Source organism: Dysgonomonas sp. Marseille-Q5470, from assembly GCF_951230145.1.
Taxonomy (GTDB): domain Bacteria; phylum Bacteroidota; class Bacteroidia; order Bacteroidales; family Dysgonomonadaceae; genus Dysgonomonas.
The window spans coordinates 492,269-513,260 of the sequence record NZ_CATNVE010000002.1 but is presented as its reverse complement, the minus strand read 5'-3'; the positions used below and the strand labels follow the sequence as shown (position 1 = coordinate 513,260).

Annotated in this window: 20 protein-coding genes and 1 tRNA gene; 10 read left to right on the top strand and 11 right to left on the bottom strand. The window is 38.3% G+C overall.

From position 1 onward, the window contains the following. Positions 1-39 precede the first annotated feature (39 nt). Positions 40-615, top strand: a complete 576-nt coding sequence (locus tag QOX35_RS16470; protein ID WP_283686094.1) for a family 43 glycosylhydrolase — start codon at positions 40-42, stop codon at positions 613-615. Next, positions 587-1,567, top strand: coding sequence for a beta-xylosidase family glycoside hydrolase (locus tag QOX35_RS05445; protein ID WP_283686185.1), 981 nt, complete (start codon positions 587-589; stop codon positions 1,565-1,567). Before QOX35_RS16470 ends, QOX35_RS05445 begins: the two co-directional genes overlap by 29 nt. A gap of 336 nt (positions 1,568-1,903) precedes the next feature. On the opposite strand, the gene QOX35_RS05440 is transcribed toward QOX35_RS05445, so the two are convergent. The 4 genes from QOX35_RS05440 to QOX35_RS05425 form a co-directional block, all read right to left on the bottom strand. After that, complete coding sequence (locus QOX35_RS05440) at positions 1,904-2,533, bottom strand: NAD(P)H-dependent oxidoreductase (RefSeq protein WP_283686093.1); 630 nt, start codon at positions 2,531-2,533, stop codon at positions 1,904-1,906. 54 nt (positions 2,534-2,587) lie between these two features. Beyond that, complete coding sequence (locus QOX35_RS05435) at positions 2,588-3,445, bottom strand: SDR family oxidoreductase (RefSeq protein ID WP_283686092.1); 858 nt, start codon at positions 3,443-3,445, stop codon at positions 2,588-2,590. Positions 3,446-3,603: 158 nt separating this feature from the next. Then, positions 3,604-4,122, bottom strand: a complete 519-nt coding sequence (locus QOX35_RS05430) for an NAD(P)-dependent oxidoreductase (RefSeq protein WP_283686091.1) — start codon at positions 4,120-4,122, stop codon at positions 3,604-3,606. A 93-nt stretch (positions 4,123-4,215) separates the two neighbouring features. Then, complete coding sequence (locus QOX35_RS05425; protein WP_283686090.1) at positions 4,216-4,923, bottom strand: DsbA family oxidoreductase; 708 nt, start codon at positions 4,921-4,923, stop codon at positions 4,216-4,218. A 230-nt stretch (positions 4,924-5,153) separates the two neighbouring features. On the opposite strand from QOX35_RS05425, the gene QOX35_RS05420 reads away from it, so the two are divergent. Continuing rightward, on the top strand, positions 5,154-5,522 hold the full coding sequence (locus QOX35_RS05420; protein WP_283686089.1) for a winged helix-turn-helix transcriptional regulator: 369 nt from the start codon (positions 5,154-5,156) through the stop codon (positions 5,520-5,522). A gap of 502 nt (positions 5,523-6,024) precedes the next feature. Here the strand turns inward: QOX35_RS05420 and QOX35_RS05415 are convergent. After that, positions 6,025-6,984 (bottom strand): alpha/beta hydrolase family protein, encoded by a 960-nt coding sequence (locus QOX35_RS05415; RefSeq protein ID WP_283686088.1) that lies wholly within the window; start codon positions 6,982-6,984, stop codon positions 6,025-6,027. 560 nt (positions 6,985-7,544) lie between these two features. On the opposite strand from QOX35_RS05415, the gene QOX35_RS05410 reads away from it, so the two are divergent. Both QOX35_RS05410 and QOX35_RS05405 read left to right on the top strand, forming a co-directional pair. After that, positions 7,545-8,663, top strand: a complete 1,119-nt coding sequence (locus QOX35_RS05410; RefSeq protein ID WP_283686087.1) for an SPFH domain-containing protein — start codon at positions 7,545-7,547, stop codon at positions 8,661-8,663. Between the two features lie 3 nt (positions 8,664-8,666). Further along, on the top strand, positions 8,667-9,758 hold the full coding sequence (locus QOX35_RS05405) for a TFIIB-type zinc ribbon-containing protein (RefSeq protein WP_283686086.1): 1,092 nt from the start codon (positions 8,667-8,669) through the stop codon (positions 9,756-9,758). A 48-nt stretch (positions 9,759-9,806) separates the two neighbouring features. On the opposite strand, the gene QOX35_RS05400 is transcribed toward QOX35_RS05405, so the two are convergent. After that, a complete protein-coding gene (locus QOX35_RS05400) occupies positions 9,807-10,307 on the bottom strand; it encodes a DUF456 domain-containing protein (RefSeq protein ID WP_283686085.1) in 501 nt (166 codons plus the stop codon). A 482-nt stretch (positions 10,308-10,789) separates the two neighbouring features. Then, on the bottom strand, positions 10,790-11,134 hold the full coding sequence (locus tag QOX35_RS05395; RefSeq protein WP_006843041.1) for a DUF3836 domain-containing protein: 345 nt from the start codon (positions 11,132-11,134) through the stop codon (positions 10,790-10,792). Between the two features lie 391 nt (positions 11,135-11,525). Here QOX35_RS05395 and QOX35_RS05390 point away from each other — a divergent pair, with 391 nt between their 5' ends. Beyond that, on the top strand, positions 11,526-13,172 hold the full coding sequence (locus QOX35_RS05390) for a diphosphate--fructose-6-phosphate 1-phosphotransferase (protein ID WP_135105050.1): 1,647 nt from the start codon (positions 11,526-11,528) through the stop codon (positions 13,170-13,172). Positions 13,173-13,375: 203 nt separating this feature from the next. After that, positions 13,376-13,446 (top strand) — tRNA-Gln (locus QOX35_RS05385). Positions 13,447-13,532: 86 nt separating this feature from the next. On the opposite strand, the gene QOX35_RS05380 is transcribed toward QOX35_RS05385, so the two are convergent. Beyond that, the gene (locus QOX35_RS05380) at positions 13,533-14,348 is read right to left on the bottom strand and encodes a sugar phosphate isomerase/epimerase family protein (protein WP_283686084.1); all 816 of its coding nucleotides are present in this window, start codon (positions 14,346-14,348) and stop codon (positions 13,533-13,535) included. A gap of 148 nt (positions 14,349-14,496) precedes the next feature. After that, entirely contained in the window at positions 14,497-15,975 is a 1,479-nt protein-coding gene (locus QOX35_RS05375) for a glycoside 3-dehydrogenase (protein ID WP_283686083.1), read from the bottom strand. Positions 15,976-16,244: 269 nt separating this feature from the next. Between QOX35_RS05375 and QOX35_RS05370 the strand changes: the two genes are divergently transcribed. Then, a complete protein-coding gene (locus QOX35_RS05370; protein WP_283686082.1) occupies positions 16,245-17,147 on the top strand; it encodes an AraC family transcriptional regulator in 903 nt (300 codons plus the stop codon). On the opposite strand, the gene QOX35_RS05365 is transcribed toward QOX35_RS05370, so the two are convergent. Then, a complete protein-coding gene (locus QOX35_RS05365) occupies positions 17,140-18,057 on the bottom strand; it encodes an endonuclease/exonuclease/phosphatase family protein (protein ID WP_283686081.1) in 918 nt (305 codons plus the stop codon). The two genes, QOX35_RS05370 and QOX35_RS05365, sit on opposite strands and share 8 nt — an antisense overlap. A gap of 293 nt (positions 18,058-18,350) precedes the next feature. Between QOX35_RS05365 and QOX35_RS05360 the strand changes: the two genes are divergently transcribed. Continuing rightward, positions 18,351-19,514: an acyltransferase family protein gene (locus QOX35_RS05360; protein WP_283686080.1), complete on the top strand. Its 1,164-nt coding sequence runs from the start codon at positions 18,351-18,353 to the stop codon at positions 19,512-19,514. 42 nt (positions 19,515-19,556) lie between these two features. On the opposite strand, the gene QOX35_RS05355 is transcribed toward QOX35_RS05360, so the two are convergent. Beyond that, positions 19,557-19,985: a GNAT family N-acetyltransferase gene (locus tag QOX35_RS05355; RefSeq protein WP_283686079.1), complete on the bottom strand. Its 429-nt coding sequence runs from the start codon at positions 19,983-19,985 to the stop codon at positions 19,557-19,559. Between the two features lie 454 nt (positions 19,986-20,439). On the opposite strand from QOX35_RS05355, the gene QOX35_RS05350 reads away from it, so the two are divergent. After that, positions 20,440-20,988 (top strand): DNA-3-methyladenine glycosylase I, encoded by a 549-nt coding sequence (locus tag QOX35_RS05350; protein WP_283686078.1) that lies wholly within the window; start codon positions 20,440-20,442, stop codon positions 20,986-20,988. Positions 20,989-20,992: the final 4 nt, after the last annotated feature.

The window sequence follows — 20,992 nt, the reverse complement described above, 5'->3', positions numbered from 1 at the left end:
ATCTAGTATTAAGTAATATATTATGAGCATTATAGAAAAATGAAATTGACTAAAATAATATTGTTTGTCACGATTTGTCTGTTGAGTTTCAACTCATTTGGTCAATCGTGGACTGCCGACAACCGAAACGGTACTTATACCAATCCCTTGTTTTATGACGAGTTTTCCGACCCAGACATTATCCGGGTAGGCGATGATTTTTACCTTGCAGGTACTACCATGCATTGTATGCCGGGTTTGGTTGTTTTACATTCGAAAGACCTCGTAAATTGGACTTTCATGAGTTATGCCCTCGATTCTTTGTCGTTGGGACCTGAATTTAACCTTCGAAATGGAAAAGAAGCTTATGGTCAGGGTGTTTGGGCTCCATGTATCCGTTACCACAACGGCATGTTTTACATTTTCACCAATGTGAACAATCATGGAATGCAGGTTTACATGGCAGGAAGAATGGCCTTACTTTGGGTTGCCGGGGAACCTGGGACGTTCGCCACGTACATGGATAAAACCCAATGTAGCGGCAACCACAACGCCATCGGCTCCGTATCTGCGCAGCGACGATTTTGCGGGGCCAAAACTTCAACCGGTGTGGCAATGGAACCACAACCCTGTTAATACTAAATGGGAATTAAACAAGAAAAAAGGCTCGTTACGCCTTCGAACCCTGCCTGCCAAAGATTTTCTTTGGGCAAGTAATACGTTGACCCAGAGAGTTGTGGGCCCGGAATCGTATGCTACGGCTGTTTTGGATGCATCCGCTTTAAAACAAGGTGATTATGCGGGTTTGGCTTATTTGAATATCCCTTATGCCAGTCTCGGCATTTTAAAAACGAAAGATGGTTTCATCCTTCGCTTTTACGACCAATGTACCGACAAAACCATTGAGCAAAAGTTAGCTGTTGACAAAATAAATTTAAGGGCTACAGGTGATTACGAAAAAGACATTTCCCAATTCAGTTACAGCATCGACGGAGAAGAGTTCATCAATATTGGTGATTCGGTACGCTTGCCTTATCAAGCTAAAACATTCCAGGGTTCACGATATGCTTTATTTGCTTACAATACAACTGGTGTTGAAGGCGGATATGCCGATTTCGAAGACTTTAAACTGGTGGAGCCCTTGGCCGACCGTTCGGAGAATATTCCTGTGGGAAAGATCATTACGCTGACCAATTTGGGCACCGACCAATTGGTGTGGGCCAACCCTCACGGAATGATGCACTCGCAAGGAAAAAATTCGAGCGAAGCAACAGGCAAGGGTGTTCAATTTAAAGTTCACGACCGCGACAAAGGACAGGTTGCTCTCGAAGCTCTAAATGGAACCGGTTTTCTCACCGTAGTGGGCATTGGCATTTCGGGCGACGTACGGTTGATGAAAGAAGAATCGAAGGGCAGTTTGTTTCAATGGCAGGACATGTTGCATAACCAATGCATGTTGTTGTCTCTGAAAACCAATCGTTTCATAGGACTGACTCCCGACTCTACTGAGCCTTATGCAGCCGATCGTCCGGGAGCACTTCCCAACCGCAAAGACGGAACCGTGTTTGTGTGGAAAGTACTAGAATAACAACGGTCTTATATGCAAAAAGCTATAATCTACCAATTTCAGTAAAACGCTAAAAGCCCAATAACCCTATTTTTAAAGCTAAAAAACAAGTGTTTTTTCGGTGGGATACCTATCCAAATGTCCCCAAATTTGGTGAAGGATTTTGGCTTCAAATGATTAACGGCTTATGCGTTCTTTCCTACTCATCAACTTTGCTTTCTAAAGAGGTGTTACTAAAACAGAAAATCAGCAACGGTAATTTGTAACCGAAGTTTAGCCTTAACCAGTGGTATTATTTTGATCAATTAGTGAAATGAGCCATTAAAAAATTACATTTATTTCTTAATGGCTCATTTTTTACTTCACGTATTCAGCGAATACATTTAGAGGCAAGCGGACCTTTGCAGCATTGACATAAGGATCTTTTTGCGCATCACGGTAGCCCAATGCAAGTAAAACCACACTTCTCAACCCCTTTTCACGAAGTCCTAAAACTTCGTCAAATCGGACCTGATCAAAACCTTCCATAGGAGTAGAGTCCACATTAAGTTCAGCAGCAGCAACGAGGGCTGTCCCCAAGCCGATATAGGCTTGCTTAGTTGCCCAGATAACATTTTCTTCCTGATTCTTTCCGGTGACATTGGATACAAGCATATTTCGGAATTGCTCCAACGCTTCTACCGGAAGCCCCCGTGTATATGCCATACGCTGCATGTACTCATCAATGTGAGACACCGAAAGGTTTTCTATCGCTGCAAACACCAACAAATGCGATGCTTCGGTAATTTGAGGATTAAATGTACCTTCACCCAATTTCCGGCGGATTTCAGGGTTCTCCACTACAATAACACGGTAGGGTTGCAACCCGGCCGACGAAGCCGAAAGATTAGTGGCTTCCAGAATAATTGTCAAATCTGTTTGGCTGACCTTCTTGTCTGCATATTTCTTAACGGCGTAACGCCATTTTAATGATTCTGCTAAGTTCATTTATTTATCTGTTTTATTTGTTTATAAACCAATTCTATAAATTAATATCTCCTTCTAGAAGCCAAATACTTCTTTGATTCCCTCTTCCAGATCAGCAGGTTTTCTGCCCAAGAGCTTTTCAAGATCATGAGTAACAATTTCGAATTGTCCGTTTTTAATATCTACGTTGAATCCTGCCACTACGAAAACAATGAAATCATCGACACCCGCAGCTTTCATCTGTTGAGTGAAAACTTCCGTTTCTGCCGCAGTGTAAGTTACCTTTCTGCCTGATACTTTGGATAGAACATTCGCAACATCCTTATAGGAATACATCTCGCTTCCGGCAATTTCATAAATCTTATTTTCATGCCCGTTCTGCATCAATACATTAGCTGCGGCTTCGCCCATTTCCCGTCTGAGGGCAAAAGGCACTTTTCCACTCCCTGCCGGTAGATAAAATCCGGTTTCAAATACCTTTTCGCCCGCATAAAACGGCAATGTATCCATATAAAGGTTGTTGCGAAGAAAGGTATAAGTAAGTCCGCTCTCGCGAATATAATCTTCTGTTTTGAAATGGGCATCGAGCCCTTCCACAACGGATGTTTCAATGTTTCTGTGCGAAATTCCAGCAAACACGATATGTCTTACTCCGCTTCTTACAGCAGTATCAACAACTCTCTTATTTTGCTCCAAACGATGAGGAGCAATGGTGGGAATCAGTAATATTTTGCTGACACCCTCCATCGCCTTGTCGAGCGAAGCCTGATCGTCAAAATCTCCAATACGCACCTCTACGCTCTTGTCGGCAAAATGCCGGGCCTTTTCCTCGTCTCTTGCAAAAATAGCGAATTCGTTGGTAGGTAGGTGTTTCAGCAGTTTTCCTACCACAGCTCCTCCAAGCTGCCCTGTTGCTCCTGTTACTAAAATCATAATAGTTAGTTTAATAATTAATATTTACCTTTAATATGCCGCAGTAAATCGCATTTGATGGTGCTTTGGATTTTCTACTTCGTCTGCAATTATTACAGCCAAGTCCTCGCCGGAAAGTATGTTTTTTCCGTCGTCATCCATTACCGGATAATCGGTTCCTAATCTGTACTTTCCAGTCTACCGATAGTTATACCTTGGTGCATATCTATCGCCGGACTAAAAAATGCCCAATCTAATTCTTTCTCTTCCTTGAGAATATCAAGATAATCGCGCGCAGCCTTAGCTCCCGGAAGAAAAGGATTGTCCTGGGGAAAGGTGTCTACTAACTGAGTACCATCCGACAGATACAAACTTCCTGCCCCACCAACGGTAATAAAACGCTTAACGCCCGATTGTTTTACCGCCTGCTGAATGGCTTTTGAACCATTGATAAAATCTTCATAGACGTTCGGGTTTGTCCAACCACCACCAAATGCACTTACTACAACATTATGTTGTTTTAAAATTTCAGCCAATGCTTCTACGTTTTTAACATCGGCTGCGACATACTTCAGATTGTTCTTGTCCGATATTTTTTCATTTCGGGAAATACCGGTTACTTGTATATTTCTACTTGTCAATTCATTGACAATGTGGCTTCCCACAAATCCGGTGGCTCCAATAACAACTACTTTCATACTTTATTTGTTTTTAGATTACAGTCTTTTTGTTCCATTAGTCTTAGCTAAATCGCCAAATTTTCCTTTTGATAAGATGTTCTCTGTTGACCGTTAATTAGATTTACCTTGAGGGTCACAAACAACACCATCGCTTACCTTCAACGTGACTGAAGGATTATCCTTATGCCATTCGGCAAAAGATTTTTCCAAAACTTCAAGAAATACTTGTGGATCTTGTGCTCCCGAAACAGCATATTTTCTGTTAAATACAAAAAAAGGTACGCTACGAATTCCAATTTGCCTTGCTTCGTTAATCTCGGATTCTACATCATTGGCATATGTTTCATTTTCCAAAACAATTTTTAGCGCATTGGTATCCAAACCGATACTTTCTCCTAATTCTATCAGCGTCGCCATATCATCAACGTTTCTTCCATCGGTGAAATAGGACTTGAATATCAGTCCTTCCGCTTCGTTTTGTTTGCCATGAGCCTTTGCAAAATGAAGAAATTGATGTGCCCTGAAAGTATTAGTAACTATCGCCTTATCAAAATTGTACTCCAATCCTACCTGCTTGCCCATGAATGCCGCCTGAGCATTCATCTGCTTGGCCTGCTCCAAGGAAAAACCTTTTGTTTCGGCCAAAATCTGATCGATGTTTTTATCTAATTGTGTGGTTAAATCAGGCATTAACTGATAACTTTTCCATTCTATTTCTATATTGCTTCTTTCTGAGAATTGATTCAGTGCCGTTTCAAATTTTGTTTTACCAATATAACAAAACGGACATACCACATCGCTCCATATTTCTACTTTCATTTTTTGATTTCTTTTTATTATTCATATAAAATATCATTTCAGATTTACTTGTCCTCGCAAGGATAACACACTAAAACCACTAATAGCAGATTATACAAGAAATAAATTCCGATAATATTACCGATATAGTTTTGGTGTGACAAAATTAGTGTATATTTGCTATTCTTTTTATAGTAGTATACTATAGTATATTGGTATACAAAAGTATAGTATTGGACTATTAAACTATTATGAACCTAGAAATGATGGATTTTGAAAGTATTAAAGAATGCCCACAATCATTCATGTTAGCAATAAACGACACTATTAATGTGTTAATGGGAAAATGGAAACTACCGATTATGGCTGCTCTGATTTTTGGGAAGAAACGCTTCAAGGAACTTGAAAGAGAAATTCCGAAAATTACGCCCAGAATGCTTTCGAAAGAATTGCGTGATCTGGAAATGAACGGCATGGTTAAACGGACTGTTTATAATACTATTCCCGTAACTGTAGAGTATGAATTTACCGAATCGGGGATAGCATTCAAAAAAGTATTAGACACAATGGTAGAATGGGGATTGGAGCACCGTAAAAACATGTTAAGTGCGGGAGACTGATGATGTATTTGCCTATCAAAAATAAAATTATAATTATTGGTGGTCGCACCAGTTAATTAATCTTTACGTTAATACTCACTCGCTCCGATAATGTACACTATTACTGGCAGTGAGGCTGTAAGCTGTTTTTCCAAATGTTTCCAAGGTGAATATAGGAATGAACCTATCCGAATATAAAAAATGATAACTCTTTTTCGTGATTTCTGATACCCCCTTTAAGTTGGATTAAATTAGAAGTCTTGTATGTCTTTTATAGGGGACTCTGTACTTTACACAATGCTTATCCAAAAGGCTTTGTTATGTTCCATTAGATAAATCATTCTCTACAACCTGACCTATTCCGTTTCTGCTGACATTTGAGTTTCTGCTTTCAGATGAGCATCGACCAATAGCTTCCCAGAGGGACTAGGAGACTTAATTAAAGGTATTGAAGCAGGTAAGTTAGATGACTAAATTATTAATGCTTCAAAGAAGAGTACAAAAATATAAAGGGCAGTTTCTGTTATTTATTTTTTATATAATACTTTCTGTTTTTAATCCAATGAATAGCGATGCGAACAGGCTCACCGGAGTCCGAGAATGTAAGATTATGTCCCAATGTTGAGAATAGGCAGTACTCGTAAGGCTTGCCTTCAACCTTAAGCGTATTTAGACGTTCTATTGATAATCTTGCAGGGATTTGTATATCCTTCTCCCCAAAAAGCCAAAGCCCCGGAGTTGAAAGTCTGCTTAGAGTTTCGTAAGAGTCTGTGTCGATAAACTTGTAAGATTCTATTTTATACTGCTCATCAAAGCGACTATTGTGATGCAAACTTTCACGAGCCTCAGCTTCGGTATGGGAATTCCAAAAATCAGGGTCACCATTTGTGAAAAACTGAAATCGTAGTTGCTCAAGTGTTGAAATTATAGGACCACTAAACAGCACCATGAAATCGACAGATGAATTATTGCTTGCAACAATAGGAATGATCCATCCTGCCTGACTAAAGCCAACTAACCCAATTGGTATGTTCTTGTTTCGCTCATGAAGTGTATTTATGGCAGCATTTGCATCTTTAGCTAATAGTGTAAGATTGCAGGAGTCAACATTATTCGTGCCCACCTCCGGACCCATATAAGTTCCACCCGATTCTCCTACTCCTCGCTTATCGTAGGTTAATACCGAAATTCCATTTTGTGCTAAAAGTGATGCAAATTCATTCATTCTATGCTCCTGCCCCGAACCATGTACTAAAACTACCGCAGCATCCGAATGTTGAGGTCTGTAGATCGTGCCGACCAGAGCTATTCCCTCGCTCTCAAACCTGATATTCTCAGTGGTAACTTTCTGACATTGAGCTTTTATATGATTTAATGAGTTTAAAAGTAATAGCAGAATGAAAACTCTTCGATTAAGAAATGGAATATTCCTTAATCCTTCAATGTTTTTAAAGTAATTTATTATAGTATTTTTATTAATCATATCTTCTGTGTGTTTTTAGTTATCTTTTTATTCTTTATAATTATAAGACACAGCATATATAAAAAAGGTTACACTTCTATTATTAAAAAATCTAGCTGGAATGTAATGTGGGAAAATATATTAAGTGTAATATAAAACATTTACTGTCGCATATCATCCGGAGTGTAACGAAGGCTCTCGATCAACAAGAGATACTTCACTATCTGTTTACTCCCTCGATTCTTCGAACTCAGCATGACAAGAAACACGACAGCAATCTCTTTTTATCGCTTATATCCCTAAAGCAATCTTTCCTTTGTGATTTTTATATATAAAAATTGTCTAATATAGGAGCTGTCACCTTTAAGAGTAATTTCTTCAGAGGGAAAAAGTGACAATAAATAATATGCTGATACCTGTTACTTTTGTTACTTTTTATGTTGGGTGAATTGCTTTGGATGCTGAATATGAGGTCGTAGCACGAACTTTGACAAAAGAAAATAAAAAGCTGTAAAACTGCTTTTTAATGATAAAAATAATATATTTTTGAAGAAAGAATATTAACTCAAAAAATATCGGGTATGGGACTTTTTGATAAGCTAAGAAATGAATTAATAGATATTATCGAATTTTTAGATAATACGCAAGATACTATTGTTTACCGTTTTGAAAGGTACAACAACGAAATAAAAAACAATGCGAAACTGATTGTTCGCGAAGGGCAGATAGCCGTATTTGTAAATGAGGGCGAAATCGCTGATACTTTTACTCCCGGCACTTATACGCTTAACACTCAAAACCTGCCGATACTCACCACGCTGAAAGGGTGGAAGTATGGATTTAATAGTCCGTTCAAGGCAGAAGTCTATTTTGTGAGTACAAAGAACTTTATAGACCAGAAATGGGGAACTAAGAATGCTATAATTTTAAACGATAATCGTTTTGGGATGGTCGAAATAAGAGCATTTGGGATGTACTCATTCAAGATAACCGATGCCCCTGTGTTTATTAGGGAGATCGTTGGAACGAATCAGACCTTTACTACCGATAATATAAAAGAACAACTGAAGAGTATTATTGTTACCCGCTTTTCGGATGCCGCAGCAGAGTCAAACTTGCCGATAGAATCGTATGCCGCTAACCTGAATGAACTTTCGGAAGTTATATTCGGCTATATGAAGGATGACTTTGGTGCATACGGTATGGATGTAACCAAATTCCTGATAGAGAATATCTCTATGCCTGATGAGGTGAAGAAAGAGATATTCGAACTTAGCCGTCTTGATAAAATAGATTTGGATAAACTGACCAAAATGAAGGCTGCAAAGGCTATGGAAACGGCTGCCGAAAACCCTTCGGGTACGGCCGGTATGGGAGTCGGGCTTGGTGCGGGTATGGCAATGGCCAATCAGATGGTACAATCGATGGCTAACCAGACACATTCAGCTAATCAGAGTGCTTCCGGACAAGCTGTGCCGCCACCACTTCCGGGTGCTGCTTCTTACTATGTGGCAATGAACGGTCAGCAAGCTGGACCTTTTGATAAGGCCGCATTAATAGAACTTTCAAAGAGCAATACTCTGACCCGTGATACTTTGGTTTGGAAAAGCGGATTGGCAGATTGGGTTCCGGCAGGAAATCAGCCGGACTTGCAAGACCTTTGGACAATGACACCTCCTCCTCTGCCAAAACAAGATTAGGATATGGCGGATAACGTTCAAATTACATTGAATGGCAGCGACACATATCAATGTCCGCAATGTGGCGCTGCTCTTAAATACAAACCGGGAACAGATTTTCTTCACTGCGATTACTGCGGGATGGATACTCCCATCAATAGTAAAAAGGTTGATGACGTCCAGGAGCTTGATTTTGATACGTATGCAGAGCAAGCAGAGACTCTAAGTACTAAAGCGACAAAAGTAATCAGTTGCCGTACTTGCGGTGCAGAATCTACTTTCGACGAAAGCATGAAGTCTGTAGAGTGTCCTTATTGTGCAACACCGCTGATTGTATCGGATGCCTACGAGGAACGCCTTGTTCAGCCATCGTACTTGTTGCCATTCAAGATTTCTGATAATGAGATCGGGAGCTATATGTCTGTTTGGATATCCAGACGATGGTTTGCTCCCAATAAATTAAAGTTAAGGGCTTTGTACGATCGCAGACAACAGGGTGTTTATATCCCTTGTTGGACTTACGATGCTCAGACCGAGACGGATTATACGGGCGAACGAGGAGATGATTATACTACCACGGTAGGAGTCGGTAAAAATCGTCGTACCGAGACACGCACACGTTGGAGCGATGTTAGTGGACATATATCTTTGTTCTTCGACGATGTTATGATTCCTGCATCCAAGATTATCACAACACAAGTGATGACCGAGATCAGCAATTGGGATATGATGAACATGGTAGAGGCAGATAATCGCTTTCTTAGTGGCTTTATTACAGAGAAGTATAATATAAATATGCAAACCGGATATGCGGCAGCCAAAAGTAAGATGGAGTCGGATATTGACTATGCAATCTATCAGGATATCGGAGGTGATAGGCAACGTGTACATTCTAAAAAGATGTCCTTTAGCAATGTGAAGTTCAAGTTGATATTGTTGCCTGTGTATATGTCGTCTTATACATATAATAACAAGCTATATCATTTCTTTGTGAATGCACGTACGGGACGTGTAACAGGCGACAGACCATATAGTGTTGCTAAAATAGCTTTGGCTATTACGGCGGGTCTTATATTACTGGCTCTGTTTATTTGGTTCGTAAATAATTATGGATGATAAACGTATAGACTGTTGAGCTGTATGATTATAGCCTGAATCCTATATCTAGTTGTTGATAAAGTACCTGACAACTTCTCTAAAGAAAAAGAAAGACAGGATAATTGCAACAACTAGTTTCATTATGATTCCCGCTAAGAAGCCAATAAAAGCACCAAAGCCCGCCTTCAGCGCGACACTGAACTCTTTATTGTCCAATATCTCTCCTATTACTGCGCAGACAAAAGGGAGGACAATAAAACCCCAGGGAGGGAAGATGAAAAGACCTAGTACCATCCCTATAGCACTTCCCCATACACCGTACGAACCTCCTCCCAGTTTTTTCGTGCCCCAAATAGGAATGTAATAATCTAATAGTTGGACGATTATGATAATTATACCCCAAGCAACAAGAAATTCTGTGGAGAAATTTATTTTGGACGTAAATTGTAACAGAACAATTGCGATGTAATTTAGCGGAACTCCAGGTAAAGCGGGTAAAATACACCCGATAATCCCGATGATGACAAGGACTGTTCCGATTGTAATAAGAATAAAGTCAAGAGCCATATTGTTTTGTTATTAGGGTTGGTAATTTTGTTTAAGTGGTTGATTATAAAAGTATATCATTCAGAGTATTGATGTATTTATTCATTATTAATATGAACGAAAAGAGACCATGTTTATGATCTCTCTCTTTTAATACTCTATTCGACTCCTTTTTTTACTGTACCAAGACTTCGATTGAGTCTTGTGGGCTTTGTACTAATAATTTAGGATTGTACAATCTTCAATGGTTTTCCTCATTTTCTTACCGTCACATTCTCCTGTTATATTTTAGTATTTAAACATAGAACAGGCAAAAAAGTTTTTAAAAGGTCATTTTTTATTCAGAAATACGATGATGTATCAGAAGAGAGAATATCGTTTATTGTCATTTTTATAAAGTTTATACTTTTATCTTTTTACGTTAAGGTAGCAAATGAAAAGTAATGAAAAAAGCCTCGCATCATTTTATGCAAGGCTTCCACTTTTTCGACTATTGGAGAGTTTTATTTTTTTGACCAATTGCTAGATTTATTGTCCCATTTATATAGGGTAGGAGCTGTTGGCTGATTGTTTTTATCGTAGCTATATTCATATTTTTGAACACCGATCCATCCTTTTGCTCCATCCCATTCGTAGGTAGCTTTTTCTTGCATACGTCCGGTAGCATCATAGTTATAAACCGTCTTGGTTAAAGGGGCGTTGGTGTTTTTGTCACATAACAAGAATTCCTTTACGCAACCTGTTTCAGTTGTTTCTATATTGCTGAACATCACTGTTTCCGGATCATTAGCATATATGCTCAATGATAAAAATAGAACTGCGAATAATAATAATTTTTTTAGGTTCATGGCTTTATTTATTTAGTTATACAAAGATACTTTTGTTTCTTTATATATAAGACGTATTTTGTGACAAAAAGTTACAAATATATAGTTAAATATAGTTAATATAGTATTTATGTGTTCTATTTGTTTTTATTTTAGATTGTTTTGTCTTTCAAAATGAAAGTTGTATTGCTTCTGGATTATATCTATGCGAATAGAATGACTTTTAAGGTAGAAAAGAGTAATAAAAAGTCATCAAAAAATATCAAAAATTTAAAATAAGTAAAAATACAAGAAGAGGTTCGTAAAAATCCTCCTTGATGACAATTAATCTCTTTCATATATCAAAAAAAATGACGAAATTTGCGTGCCTTAAAAATGAGAATATTAAACTATATATAATCAATAAAAACAAATGAAAAAAAGTGCGTTACAAATTGCAAGAGCTGCTTATAACCCTAAAATGCCAAAAGCATTGTATGGCTCTGTAAAAGTTGAGGAAGGAGCAGCTACTCAATCCGTAGCAGATCAGGAAGAGGTGAAAAAGTTATTCCCTAATACATATGGGATGCCGACTATCAAGTTTGTAGAAACTTCAGAAAAGGTAAGCTTACCTGCTATCAATGTAGGAGTTATACTTTCTGGAGGACAAGCTCCTGGTGGTCATAACGTTATCGCCGGTCTTTTTGATGGTATAAAAAATATGAATGTCAGCAGTCGTCTTTTCGGATTCCTAATGGGTCCGGGCGGTTTGGTTGATCACGATTATAAAGAACTTACAGCCGACATTATCGATGAATATCGTAATACAGGAGGTTTTGATATTATCGGTTCTGGTCGTACAAAGCTCGAAAGCAAAGAGCAATTTGACAAAGGTCTTGAAATATTGAAAAAACTAGATATAAAAGCTCTTGTTATTATCGGTGGTGACGATTCGAACACAAATGCTTGTGTGCTTGCTGAATACTATAAAGAAATCAATGCAGGTGTTCAGGTAATCGGTTGTCCGAAAACAATTGACGGTGACTTGAAAAACGAAATGATAGAAACATCATTCGGTTTCGACACAGCTTGTAAAGTATATGCTGAAGTTATCGGTAATATACAACGTGACTGTAACTCTGCTCGCAAATACTGGCACTTTATCAAACTAATGGGACGTTCTGCTTCTCATATCGCATTGGAATGTGCTCTTCAGGTACAACCAAACGTATGTATTATCTCAGAAGAGGTGGAAGCTCAAAAATTGTCTTTGGATGATATCGTTACAGATATAGCAAATGTTGTAGCTAAACGTGCAGAAGATGGTAATAACTTCGGAACAGTTTTGATCCCTGAAGGTCTTATCGAATTTATTCCTGCCATGAAAGGTCTTATTTCAGAATTGAATGATTTCTTGGCACATCATCAACGTGAATTCAATGCTGTTCCTAAAGATGATCAGCTTGCATATATCCAAAAGAACCTGTCTGCCGAAAATGCGAAAATATTCGCAAGCTTACCTTCCGGTGTAGCTCGTCAGTTGACTTTAGATCGTGACCCTCACGGAAACGTACAAGTTTCTTTGATCGAAACAGAGAAGCTATTATCTGAAATGGTAGGTAATAAACTAGCTGAAATGAAAGTTGCCGGTAAATACAAAGGTAAGTTTGCTGCTCAGGAACACTTCTTCGGTTACGAAGGACGTTGTGCAACTCCTTCAAACTACGATTCAGATTATTGTTATTCGTTAGGATACACAGCTGCTGCTCTTATCGCTGCAGGCAAGACTGGTTATATGTCTTCTGTGCGTAACACAACAGCGCCTGCTAGCGAATGGATTGCCGGAGGTGTACCTGTAACAATGATGATGAATATGGAGCGTCGTCATGGCGAAATGAAACCTGTAATCCAGAAAGCTTTAGTGAAACTTGATGGAGCACCATTCCAATATTTTGCTGCACATCGTGAAGAGTGGGCTGTTGGAACAGAGTTTGTATATCCGGGACCAATTCAGTTCTTCGGACCATCAGAAGTTTGCGACCAGCCTACAGTTACATTAAGACTGGAACAAGGAAGATAAAATATTCAAAATATTTTAGCAAGAGGCTGTAATTTTGTTACAGCCTCTTTTTTATTGGCTATGAAACGGTTAGAGATGCTATTGTATCAATAATCTATTAAGAGCAGTCTTTCTTTATAAGAAATTCAACAAAAACATATCGAAAAGCTTTGTTTATTAATAAAAAACTTCTACTTTTGCACTGCTTTTGAAGCAAATGGTATTGTCTCATGGTGTAATGGTAACACAACTGATTTTGGTTCAGTCGTTCAAGGTTCGAATCCTTGTGAGACAACTACAAAAATAAGAAAAGAGCTGTATATTAAAATATACAGCTCTTTTCTTATTTTTACCCTTACTGTTTCTTTTGCGTTGCCACTACTATTTTGAGTTCAGCATAAAGTATTCCAGACTTTTCTTGATATCATCTATTTGAGAATCTCCAAAGCTTTCATACTCGGTAGAAATAAGCCCGTTGAAGTTTTGTCTTTTCAGTTCATTGATTACTTCTTTTACTTGCAATACTCCTGTTCCCCATGTTGTATCCTCCATTCCTTCGTTGAGGTCTTTCATGTGTACAACCTTTATTCGTCCATCAAACTTTTTGAGAGCTTCTATAGGGTCGTTTCCTGTTCTTTTCCAATGTCCGATATCAGCACATACGCCCATTATCTTATTTCGTCCTTCGAGGGCTTTTACAAGTACATCCGGATTTGCATAGATAGAAGGTTCAGGATGGTTATGTATGGCTACTTCGATATCGTATTTGAGTGCAAGTTGTTCAACAAAGTCAAGTTGTTCTAATTTTGGTTCACATGTTACGGTATGTACTCCCATATCTTTCGAGAAACTGAAAAATCGCTCCCATTCTTCATTCGTATCATACGATGCTACACCGAAGGCATATAAGGTAATATTCCGGTCTTTAAATTCCTTTTTCAGTTGTGCTTTTGTTTCTTCCGACAAATCAAAGTTCAAATAGGCCGTATCAGGAAAATTCTTTCCTAAAGCCTGAGAGAAGAATGCTTCGGCATAGTGAATACCCAGATCTTTTGTTTTGTCGAGCGTTTCCATCAGCGTGAATTTGTGGAATGTATATGTCTGAATACCCATTTTCCATTCGGGTTGTTTTGTCCCATCTTTACATCCTATAAAACATAAAGAGATGAGTAATAATAAAAGCTTCAAATTTTTCATATTGTTTGGTATTAAAAATAAGTAGTTATAATCTGGGCGTTTCTCGATTCGTGCGTATAATATTCTTGTACGAAAGAATATAAAAGTATACCAAAGATATGAATATTATCGAATTAAATCATCCTTTACATACTCTTTATGTCTGAGTTTAAGGCATCGCAGGCAAAGCCCATCCATCCCTATATGTATGTCTTATGTATTCAGCAGCGGTGGCTTGTGCATTTGATGTTATATACTCTCTTTCAAAGTGTGGATGCCCGTCTTCTACACGGAAGCTATCTTTTGAGACAATTCTTAGTTCTTCGTTTGCTCCTATATTTGTAAACTTCATTTTCTCTCCATCCCATTTCAAAATTTTATTCAGACTTTGTAACCGTATGGCAAGAACACCAAGTAAGACCATTTCGTTGAATGGCCCGGCATATGCGAAGTTGCTCGATGTTTCAACCCTGTTGTCTGCAGATTCTTTACAAGCCCTGATCCAATCCTGCTCATGATATCCGTCAGAATATCCTGTAGCACCCGGAACACGTCGAAGGGTTTGAGGAACATTCGGTGTACGTCCCGATAGCAAGCGAGGATTGAATCCGCCACAATCAGTTAGCAGCGTATCTTTCGAGCCAACAAATAAACAGCCACCAAGCCCATCTCTCATAAGATCGGTTCCATCGGGGAGCAAATCAGGGCGATGAGGGAAAAGCCCGCCATCACACCAATATACCTTTACCTCGGGCATTGCTACTTTAGGCATATTGTCTCGTGAAGGGAATGTAAATTCTACCTGTTCGCTCTGAGGCGGAGATTCGGTATTGATAAGGGAAGAACTACCCTGTATCTTAGTCGGATAACCGAGCTTTAGTGCTTGGTAGATAGGGTCGAGCACATGGCAAGCCATATCGCCAAAAGCTCCCGTGCCGAAATCCCACCAGCCACGCCAATTCCAAGGAGTATACACGGGGTTGTAAGGGCGGAAAGGAGCAGGCCCTATAAAGTTATCCCAATCTAATGTCGAAGGTACTTTTACTACTTCTTTAGGACGCTGTAACCCTTGAGGCCATATCGGGCGGTCTGTCCAGGCATGCACTTCGCGTACTTCGCCTATTTCTCCGTTCCATATCCATTCGCATACCTGACGTACTCCATCGCCCGAATTTCCCTGATTTCCCATTTGAGTCGCTACCTTATGTTTGGCAGCCAAACGTGTTAGCAGACGGCTTTCGTATATTGAGTGTGTTAATGGCTTTTGACAGTAAACATGTTTGTTCATCGTTAATACCGTTGCTGCTATGATGGCATGTGTATGGTCGGGGGTAGATATCATTACACCATCAATCTCTTTACCTATCTCATCAAACATTTTGCGCCAATCTTTGTAACGCTTGGCTTTCGGGAAGTCATTAAAACAGTTTTTAGAATAAGCCCAGTCTACATCGCAAAGACCTATTATATTTTCAGTATTCATTCCTACAAGGTTAGGATGTCCTTTTCCACCTACACCTATACCCACTATATTAAGTTTGTCACTAGGGGCTTTATGTCCCAATCCGCTGATAACATTTGATGGAAAAATGTATAAACCGGCAGCGGCTATGGCTGATTTTTTAATGAAATTTCTACGAGAAGTCATATAATAGTTGTTTAAAGTTCTTTGATCATAAGATTTTGCTACGCTACTTTCATTCTGTGATTTATTTTGTTTATAATTAATCAACAGGAAAATGAAAATTCATGGATAATTAAGGTTGCAAAAAGTCACTACTTATTTTGTCTAAAAGTATATTTTTCATGATATTAAAACAAAAATAGTGAATGCGGAGAATAAAAAAGATAGACTATTTTTGCTAAAAGGATGGATTATTATTGCTATTTTTATTTGATATCTAAAAACAGGGTGAAATGATGCAAATAAAACATGGATTTCAGGGACAATGGAGCATAATACTACCATACTTTATTGTCGATAGAATGGGTAAGAATCCGATGATGAATGATTTGTATTTTCATTCGTTAGGGTATTTTCCGAATGCAAAATATCATTATATAAACAGACCCGAGGGATGTCCCGAAAATATTCTTATATATTGTACCAAAGGTGGCGGATGGATCGAACTAGATGGAAAGATGCAGGCTGTAGGCGAGAATCAGTTTGTTATATTGCCCGCAAATAAAGCACATCGTTATGGTGCGAATGAGTTGAATTCATGGTCAATTTACTGGATACATTTCAAAGGTTATAAATCTGAGTTGTTCTCAAAAGTATATGGGCAGGTGATTTCTTTGGATTCGGAAAATACGCTGCGTATTGATGAACGTTTCAAATTGTTTGAGGATATTTATAATGTTTTACTCGATTCTTATGATGATAGTGCACTACAATATGCGAATTCTGGATTGGCTTATTTTCTAGCCTCTATTTTATACGTGAAAAGATCCGGAGACCCTAAAACAGAAAATAAATACGGGACTTCTCTGATACATCTGGCAACGCACTATATGAATCAAAATATAGGAAATAAACTAAAGTTGTCTGATATTGCAAGGCACTTTGGATATTCTGTTTCTTATTTTTATCGTTTGTTTTACAGGAATATGGGAATTGCTCCGATGGAGTATTTCAATCAACTTAAGGTGCAACGATCTTGTTACTACTTGATCAATAGCACAATGAAAGTGAATCAGATATCCATCATGGTTGGTTTTGATGATCCTTATTACTATTCTCGCCTTTTTAAAAAGATGATGGGTGTATCACCTGTAAGGTATCGGGCTGTAAACAAGCAAGCTACTCCGCTTATTTAAGGATAAAAGTGCTTAATACTGCTCTATGATCTGAAGGATAATTTTTAAACCGGATATCACTCAGAGGGCTTTCTTCTCCTACAATCTGAGAATTTTTCAACTTCATTTTTTTACCCGAGAAAAGGACAAAATCGATACGGTCGAGGACTTCTTTATATGCAGAGGTTTCGGGTAATGTTGTCCACGTGTGCCCCGGCTTTTTTACTTCATCGGGATAGAATGTTCGATACGAATCTTTCATGCCACCCTTTTCTGAAAATGCCTTTGTAGAAGGCCACTCAACTGCAGTTTTGCATAGTCCTGCATCAGCAGCTTTTTTCGTCCAATCGAGATAAGAGGGCTCGTTGAAATCGCCTGTGAGAAATATCGGATAACCCTCTTTCCGAACTTCTATTATATCGGCAATATTTGAGTCTACGGTGTTCCCTCTCGATTTGATAGCGGAGGCTATAGCTTCTTCCGCAGAGTGGAGTATTGGGCCGCCACAATACTCTATGCCATTCAGTTGGTAAGGCTCGTAAGGGCAATACATCAGATGAACATTGAACATCCAAACAAAATGGTCTTTATTGATCTTTATTTTTACTCCGTGATTGTTTGCCGAGGTATCTACAATCGGATATTTTGTCACGATGGTTCGTCCTTCGAAAACGTATGAATGCCAACCCAGACTATCGGCAAGATGAACCGCTGTATTTTTCCCTTTGTGTGTTGATTCCTGAATGCCGATTATATCGGCTTGGCTTTCTACAAATACTTTTCCTGTTGCGCCAATGGAAGAGCCTCCTCCGTGCCAGATATTAAAACTCATGACCTTCAGTTCTATAGGTGCAGCAGACTGTGCCTTGCTGTGTGAGCATACAATGAAAGTGAAGAGTATAATTAATAGTGTTTTGTCAATAAATCTCATTTGGAATTGGGCTTAGGTTAATAAATTTTTGAATGATTTTAAGTAAAACCAAATCAATGCTATCCAAAGGTATATAAAATTGCTTTCTTTCGGTATATTTTTAATGTATTTGTCATACTGAGTGTTGATCACGGATCTAGATAAAAGATTTTTCTCTATATCCAAAGGGAAAAAAGATACAAAAAAGAAAAGTCGGGCACTCTTCATAAAATAAATTGACTTTTGCTCGTATGCTCTGTTAGTTTATTATATTTGTGCTGTTTTAGATCTAAACTATTAGAAATAACTATATAATGGAAGCAAAAGCTAGCAGTCGCCTTTTATCTCTCGATGTTTTGAGAGGTATCACCATCGCCGGAATGATACTTGTAAACAACCCCGGATCATGGGGGCATATATATGCTCCGTTGAGACATGCCGAGTGGAATGGATTAACTCCCACAGATCTTATCTTTCCGTTTTTCATGTTCATTATGGGTATTTCTACCTTTATCTCGTTACGGAAATTCAACTTTGAGTTTTCTGTGCCCACCCTAAGAAAAATACTGAAACGTACATTCGTTATATTTCTTATCGGTTTAGGTCTATCATGGCTGGGTGTTTCATTTGGTACATACCATGGTTTAGCTGCCGATAATCTGGGATTTTGGGAACGGTTGAGCAGATCCGTCACCAATTTTGAACATCTGCGTATTCTCGGTGTGATGCAACGCTTAGCGCTTACGTATGGCATAACATCTCTGATAGCAATATTTCTAAAACATAAGTATATACCGTATATAATTGCAGTCGGTCTGGTCGGTTATTTCTTGCTTTTACTTTTCGGAAACGGTTTTGCCACGGAAGGGTACAATATCCTTGCAGTGACAGATCAGAGTATTCTGGGACTGAATCATATGTACACAGAGTTCGGGCTCGATCCTGAAGGTATTTTAAGTACAATCCCTGCTGTGTGTCATGTGTTGATCGGTTTTTATTGTGGAAAAATACTGATGGAAACAAAAGATAATCAACAAAGGATGTTTCACCTGTTTATTATAGGTGCTATACTTACCTTTTCTGGCTTTCTGTTGAGTTACGGCTGTCCTATAAATAAGAAGATCTGGTCTCCGACATTTGTTCTGACTACATGTGGATTGGGTGCTACCTTCTTATCGCTGCTTATATGGATCATCGATGTGAAGGGGTATAAGAAGTGGTCGGTATTTTTCGAATCGTTTGGGGTGAATCCTTTGTTTATATATGTCCTAGCGGGCGTTATGGCAACTCTTGCAGACGGAATACATTTCAGCAGCAATGAGGCAACGACTAATCCGAAATCTTATTTATATAACGATCTGTTGCAACCAGTATTTGGCGATTATTTTGGATCCTTGCTTTTTGCATTAATTTTTGTTTTTGTCGCATGGCTGGTAGGTAATGTCTTGTATAAAAAACAAATATATATAAAGATATAGGCGTTTAATACAAACGATAGTTGTCTTTTAACTCAACTAGCTTTAATCTACATCTATTCTGTAAACATTTGTTTCACGGAGATTGAACCCTAATTTCTGGTACAGCTTGTTGGCTGCTATACGGCTTGGGCTCGAAGTGAGATTGATACTTGCTACATTCAGCTTTTTAGCAAAGTCGATAACGTGCAATAGCATCTTTTCGCCAATAGATTGCCCTCTGGCATCTTGGTCTACAATAACGTCTTCTATCCAGGCTCTTGTTCCCGATGGTATCTTTACGATTACTAAGGTGATTGTTCCCACTATCTGAGTATTGGAGGCGATAAAAATATATTTGTTTTTATCATTAACGATATGGCTTAAGTCCTCCATCTGAGGAGCTTTTAAATGTGGAGCAAGCTGTGGCATCAGTCGGGAGAAGGCTGAGACTATATCCGGTGTTACTTCTTTTATTTGTTTTATTTCTATCATCTCTATTTAAGCATTAAATTCTAAAAAAGGAATTCTTGTCGCATTCGCTCTCATCTATTTTTTTACCACAGAGTAAAAAGAGTAATACAGAGTTTTTTACAATACAACATTAATTTTTTACTAATTACTTAAGTTGTATTACAAATATAACATCTTTATTTTTTAATGCTAAAATTGTCTATTATAAAGGGTCTTTGACATATTATGATTCGTACATTAGAGCGTATGATGATACATTAAAAGGTAACAGGAGAAAACATCCTGAAAAGTGTTACTTTTGTCACTTTTTTGCCGTAACTTGTATATAATTAGGCATTTGTGATTTTGAAGATATGTCACTTATATATATATGGAGAACCGAAATTTCAATATTTAATACTAGTACAGCAGATTAATAAAGAAAATCCTTATTTTGTAGTCCGAATAAATAATTCTAAACTATAGAAAATATAAAATGAGCTATTGTGATTATATAAAAGGGCTTGCCCACGGAGAAAAAGATCAGCATAGGACGTATCATGATAACCATTATGGTTTTCCTATTGAGGATGACAATGAGCTTTTCGAGCGTTTGGTACTTGAAATCAATCAAGCAGGGCTAAGTTGGGAAACGATACTAAATAAACAATCCGGCTTCAGGAATGCTTATAATAACTTTGATATCACTACCGTGGCAAGCTATGGTGATGAAGAGCGAACCCGATTGCTCAATGATGCAGGTATAATAAGAAACCGACTGAAAATAGATGCGGCTATACACAATGCGAATGTGATTCTATTGTTGCAAAAAGAGTTCGGCTCTTTCAAAGGCTGGTTAGATTTGCATCACCCCAAAACAAAGGAAGAGTGGGTGAAGCTTTTCAAGAAGACATTTAAGTTTACGGGAGGAGAAATTGTAAATGAATTTCTTATGAGTACGGGTTATTTACCGGGAGCTCATGATGAAGACTGTCCGATATTTTGTGAGATAGGAAAGCATAATCCCAAGTGGATGGAAAAGTAGACTG

Bases quoted from the DNA above. Each gene is read 5' to 3' on its own strand.
- QOX35_RS16470 (WP_283686094.1), top strand. From the start codon at position 40: ATGAAATTGACTAAAATAATATTGTTTGTCACGATTTGTCTGTTGAGT.
- QOX35_RS05440 (WP_283686093.1), bottom strand. From the start codon at position 2,533: ATGAACTTAGCAGAATCATTAAAATGGCGTTACGCCGTTAAGAAATAT.
- QOX35_RS05435 (WP_283686092.1), bottom strand. From the start codon at position 3,445: ATGATTTTAGTAACAGGAGCAACAGGGCAGCTTGGAGGAGCTGTGGTA.
- QOX35_RS05430 (WP_283686091.1), bottom strand. From the start codon at position 4,122: ATGAAAGTAGTTGTTATTGGAGCCACCGGATTTGTGGGAAGCCACATT.
- QOX35_RS05425 (WP_283686090.1), bottom strand. From the start codon at position 4,923: ATGAAAGTAGAAATATGGAGCGATGTGGTATGTCCGTTTTGTTATATT.
- QOX35_RS05420 (WP_283686089.1), top strand. From the start codon at position 5,154: ATGAACCTAGAAATGATGGATTTTGAAAGTATTAAAGAATGCCCACAA.
- QOX35_RS05415 (WP_283686088.1), bottom strand. From the start codon at position 6,984: ATGATTAATAAAAATACTATAATAAATTACTTTAAAAACATTGAAGGA.
- QOX35_RS05410 (WP_283686087.1), top strand. From the start codon at position 7,545: ATGGGACTTTTTGATAAGCTAAGAAATGAATTAATAGATATTATCGAA.
- QOX35_RS05405 (WP_283686086.1), top strand. From the start codon at position 8,667: ATGGCGGATAACGTTCAAATTACATTGAATGGCAGCGACACATATCAA.
- QOX35_RS05400 (WP_283686085.1), bottom strand. From the start codon at position 10,307: ATGGCTCTTGACTTTATTCTTATTACAATCGGAACAGTCCTTGTCATC.
- QOX35_RS05395 (WP_006843041.1), bottom strand. From the start codon at position 11,134: ATGAACCTAAAAAAATTATTATTATTCGCAGTTCTATTTTTATCATTG.
- QOX35_RS05390 (WP_135105050.1), top strand. From the start codon at position 11,526: ATGAAAAAAAGTGCGTTACAAATTGCAAGAGCTGCTTATAACCCTAAA.
- QOX35_RS05380 (WP_283686084.1), bottom strand. From the start codon at position 14,348: ATGAAAAATTTGAAGCTTTTATTATTACTCATCTCTTTATGTTTTATA.
- QOX35_RS05375 (WP_283686083.1), bottom strand. From the start codon at position 15,975: ATGACTTCTCGTAGAAATTTCATTAAAAAATCAGCCATAGCCGCTGCC.
- QOX35_RS05370 (WP_283686082.1), top strand. From the start codon at position 16,245: ATGATGCAAATAAAACATGGATTTCAGGGACAATGGAGCATAATACTA.
- QOX35_RS05365 (WP_283686081.1), bottom strand. From the start codon at position 18,057: ATGAGATTTATTGACAAAACACTATTAATTATACTCTTCACTTTCATT.
- QOX35_RS05360 (WP_283686080.1), top strand. From the start codon at position 18,351: ATGGAAGCAAAAGCTAGCAGTCGCCTTTTATCTCTCGATGTTTTGAGA.
- QOX35_RS05355 (WP_283686079.1), bottom strand. From the start codon at position 19,985: ATGATAGAAATAAAACAAATAAAAGAAGTAACACCGGATATAGTCTCA.
- QOX35_RS05350 (WP_283686078.1), top strand. From the start codon at position 20,440: ATGAGCTATTGTGATTATATAAAAGGGCTTGCCCACGGAGAAAAAGAT.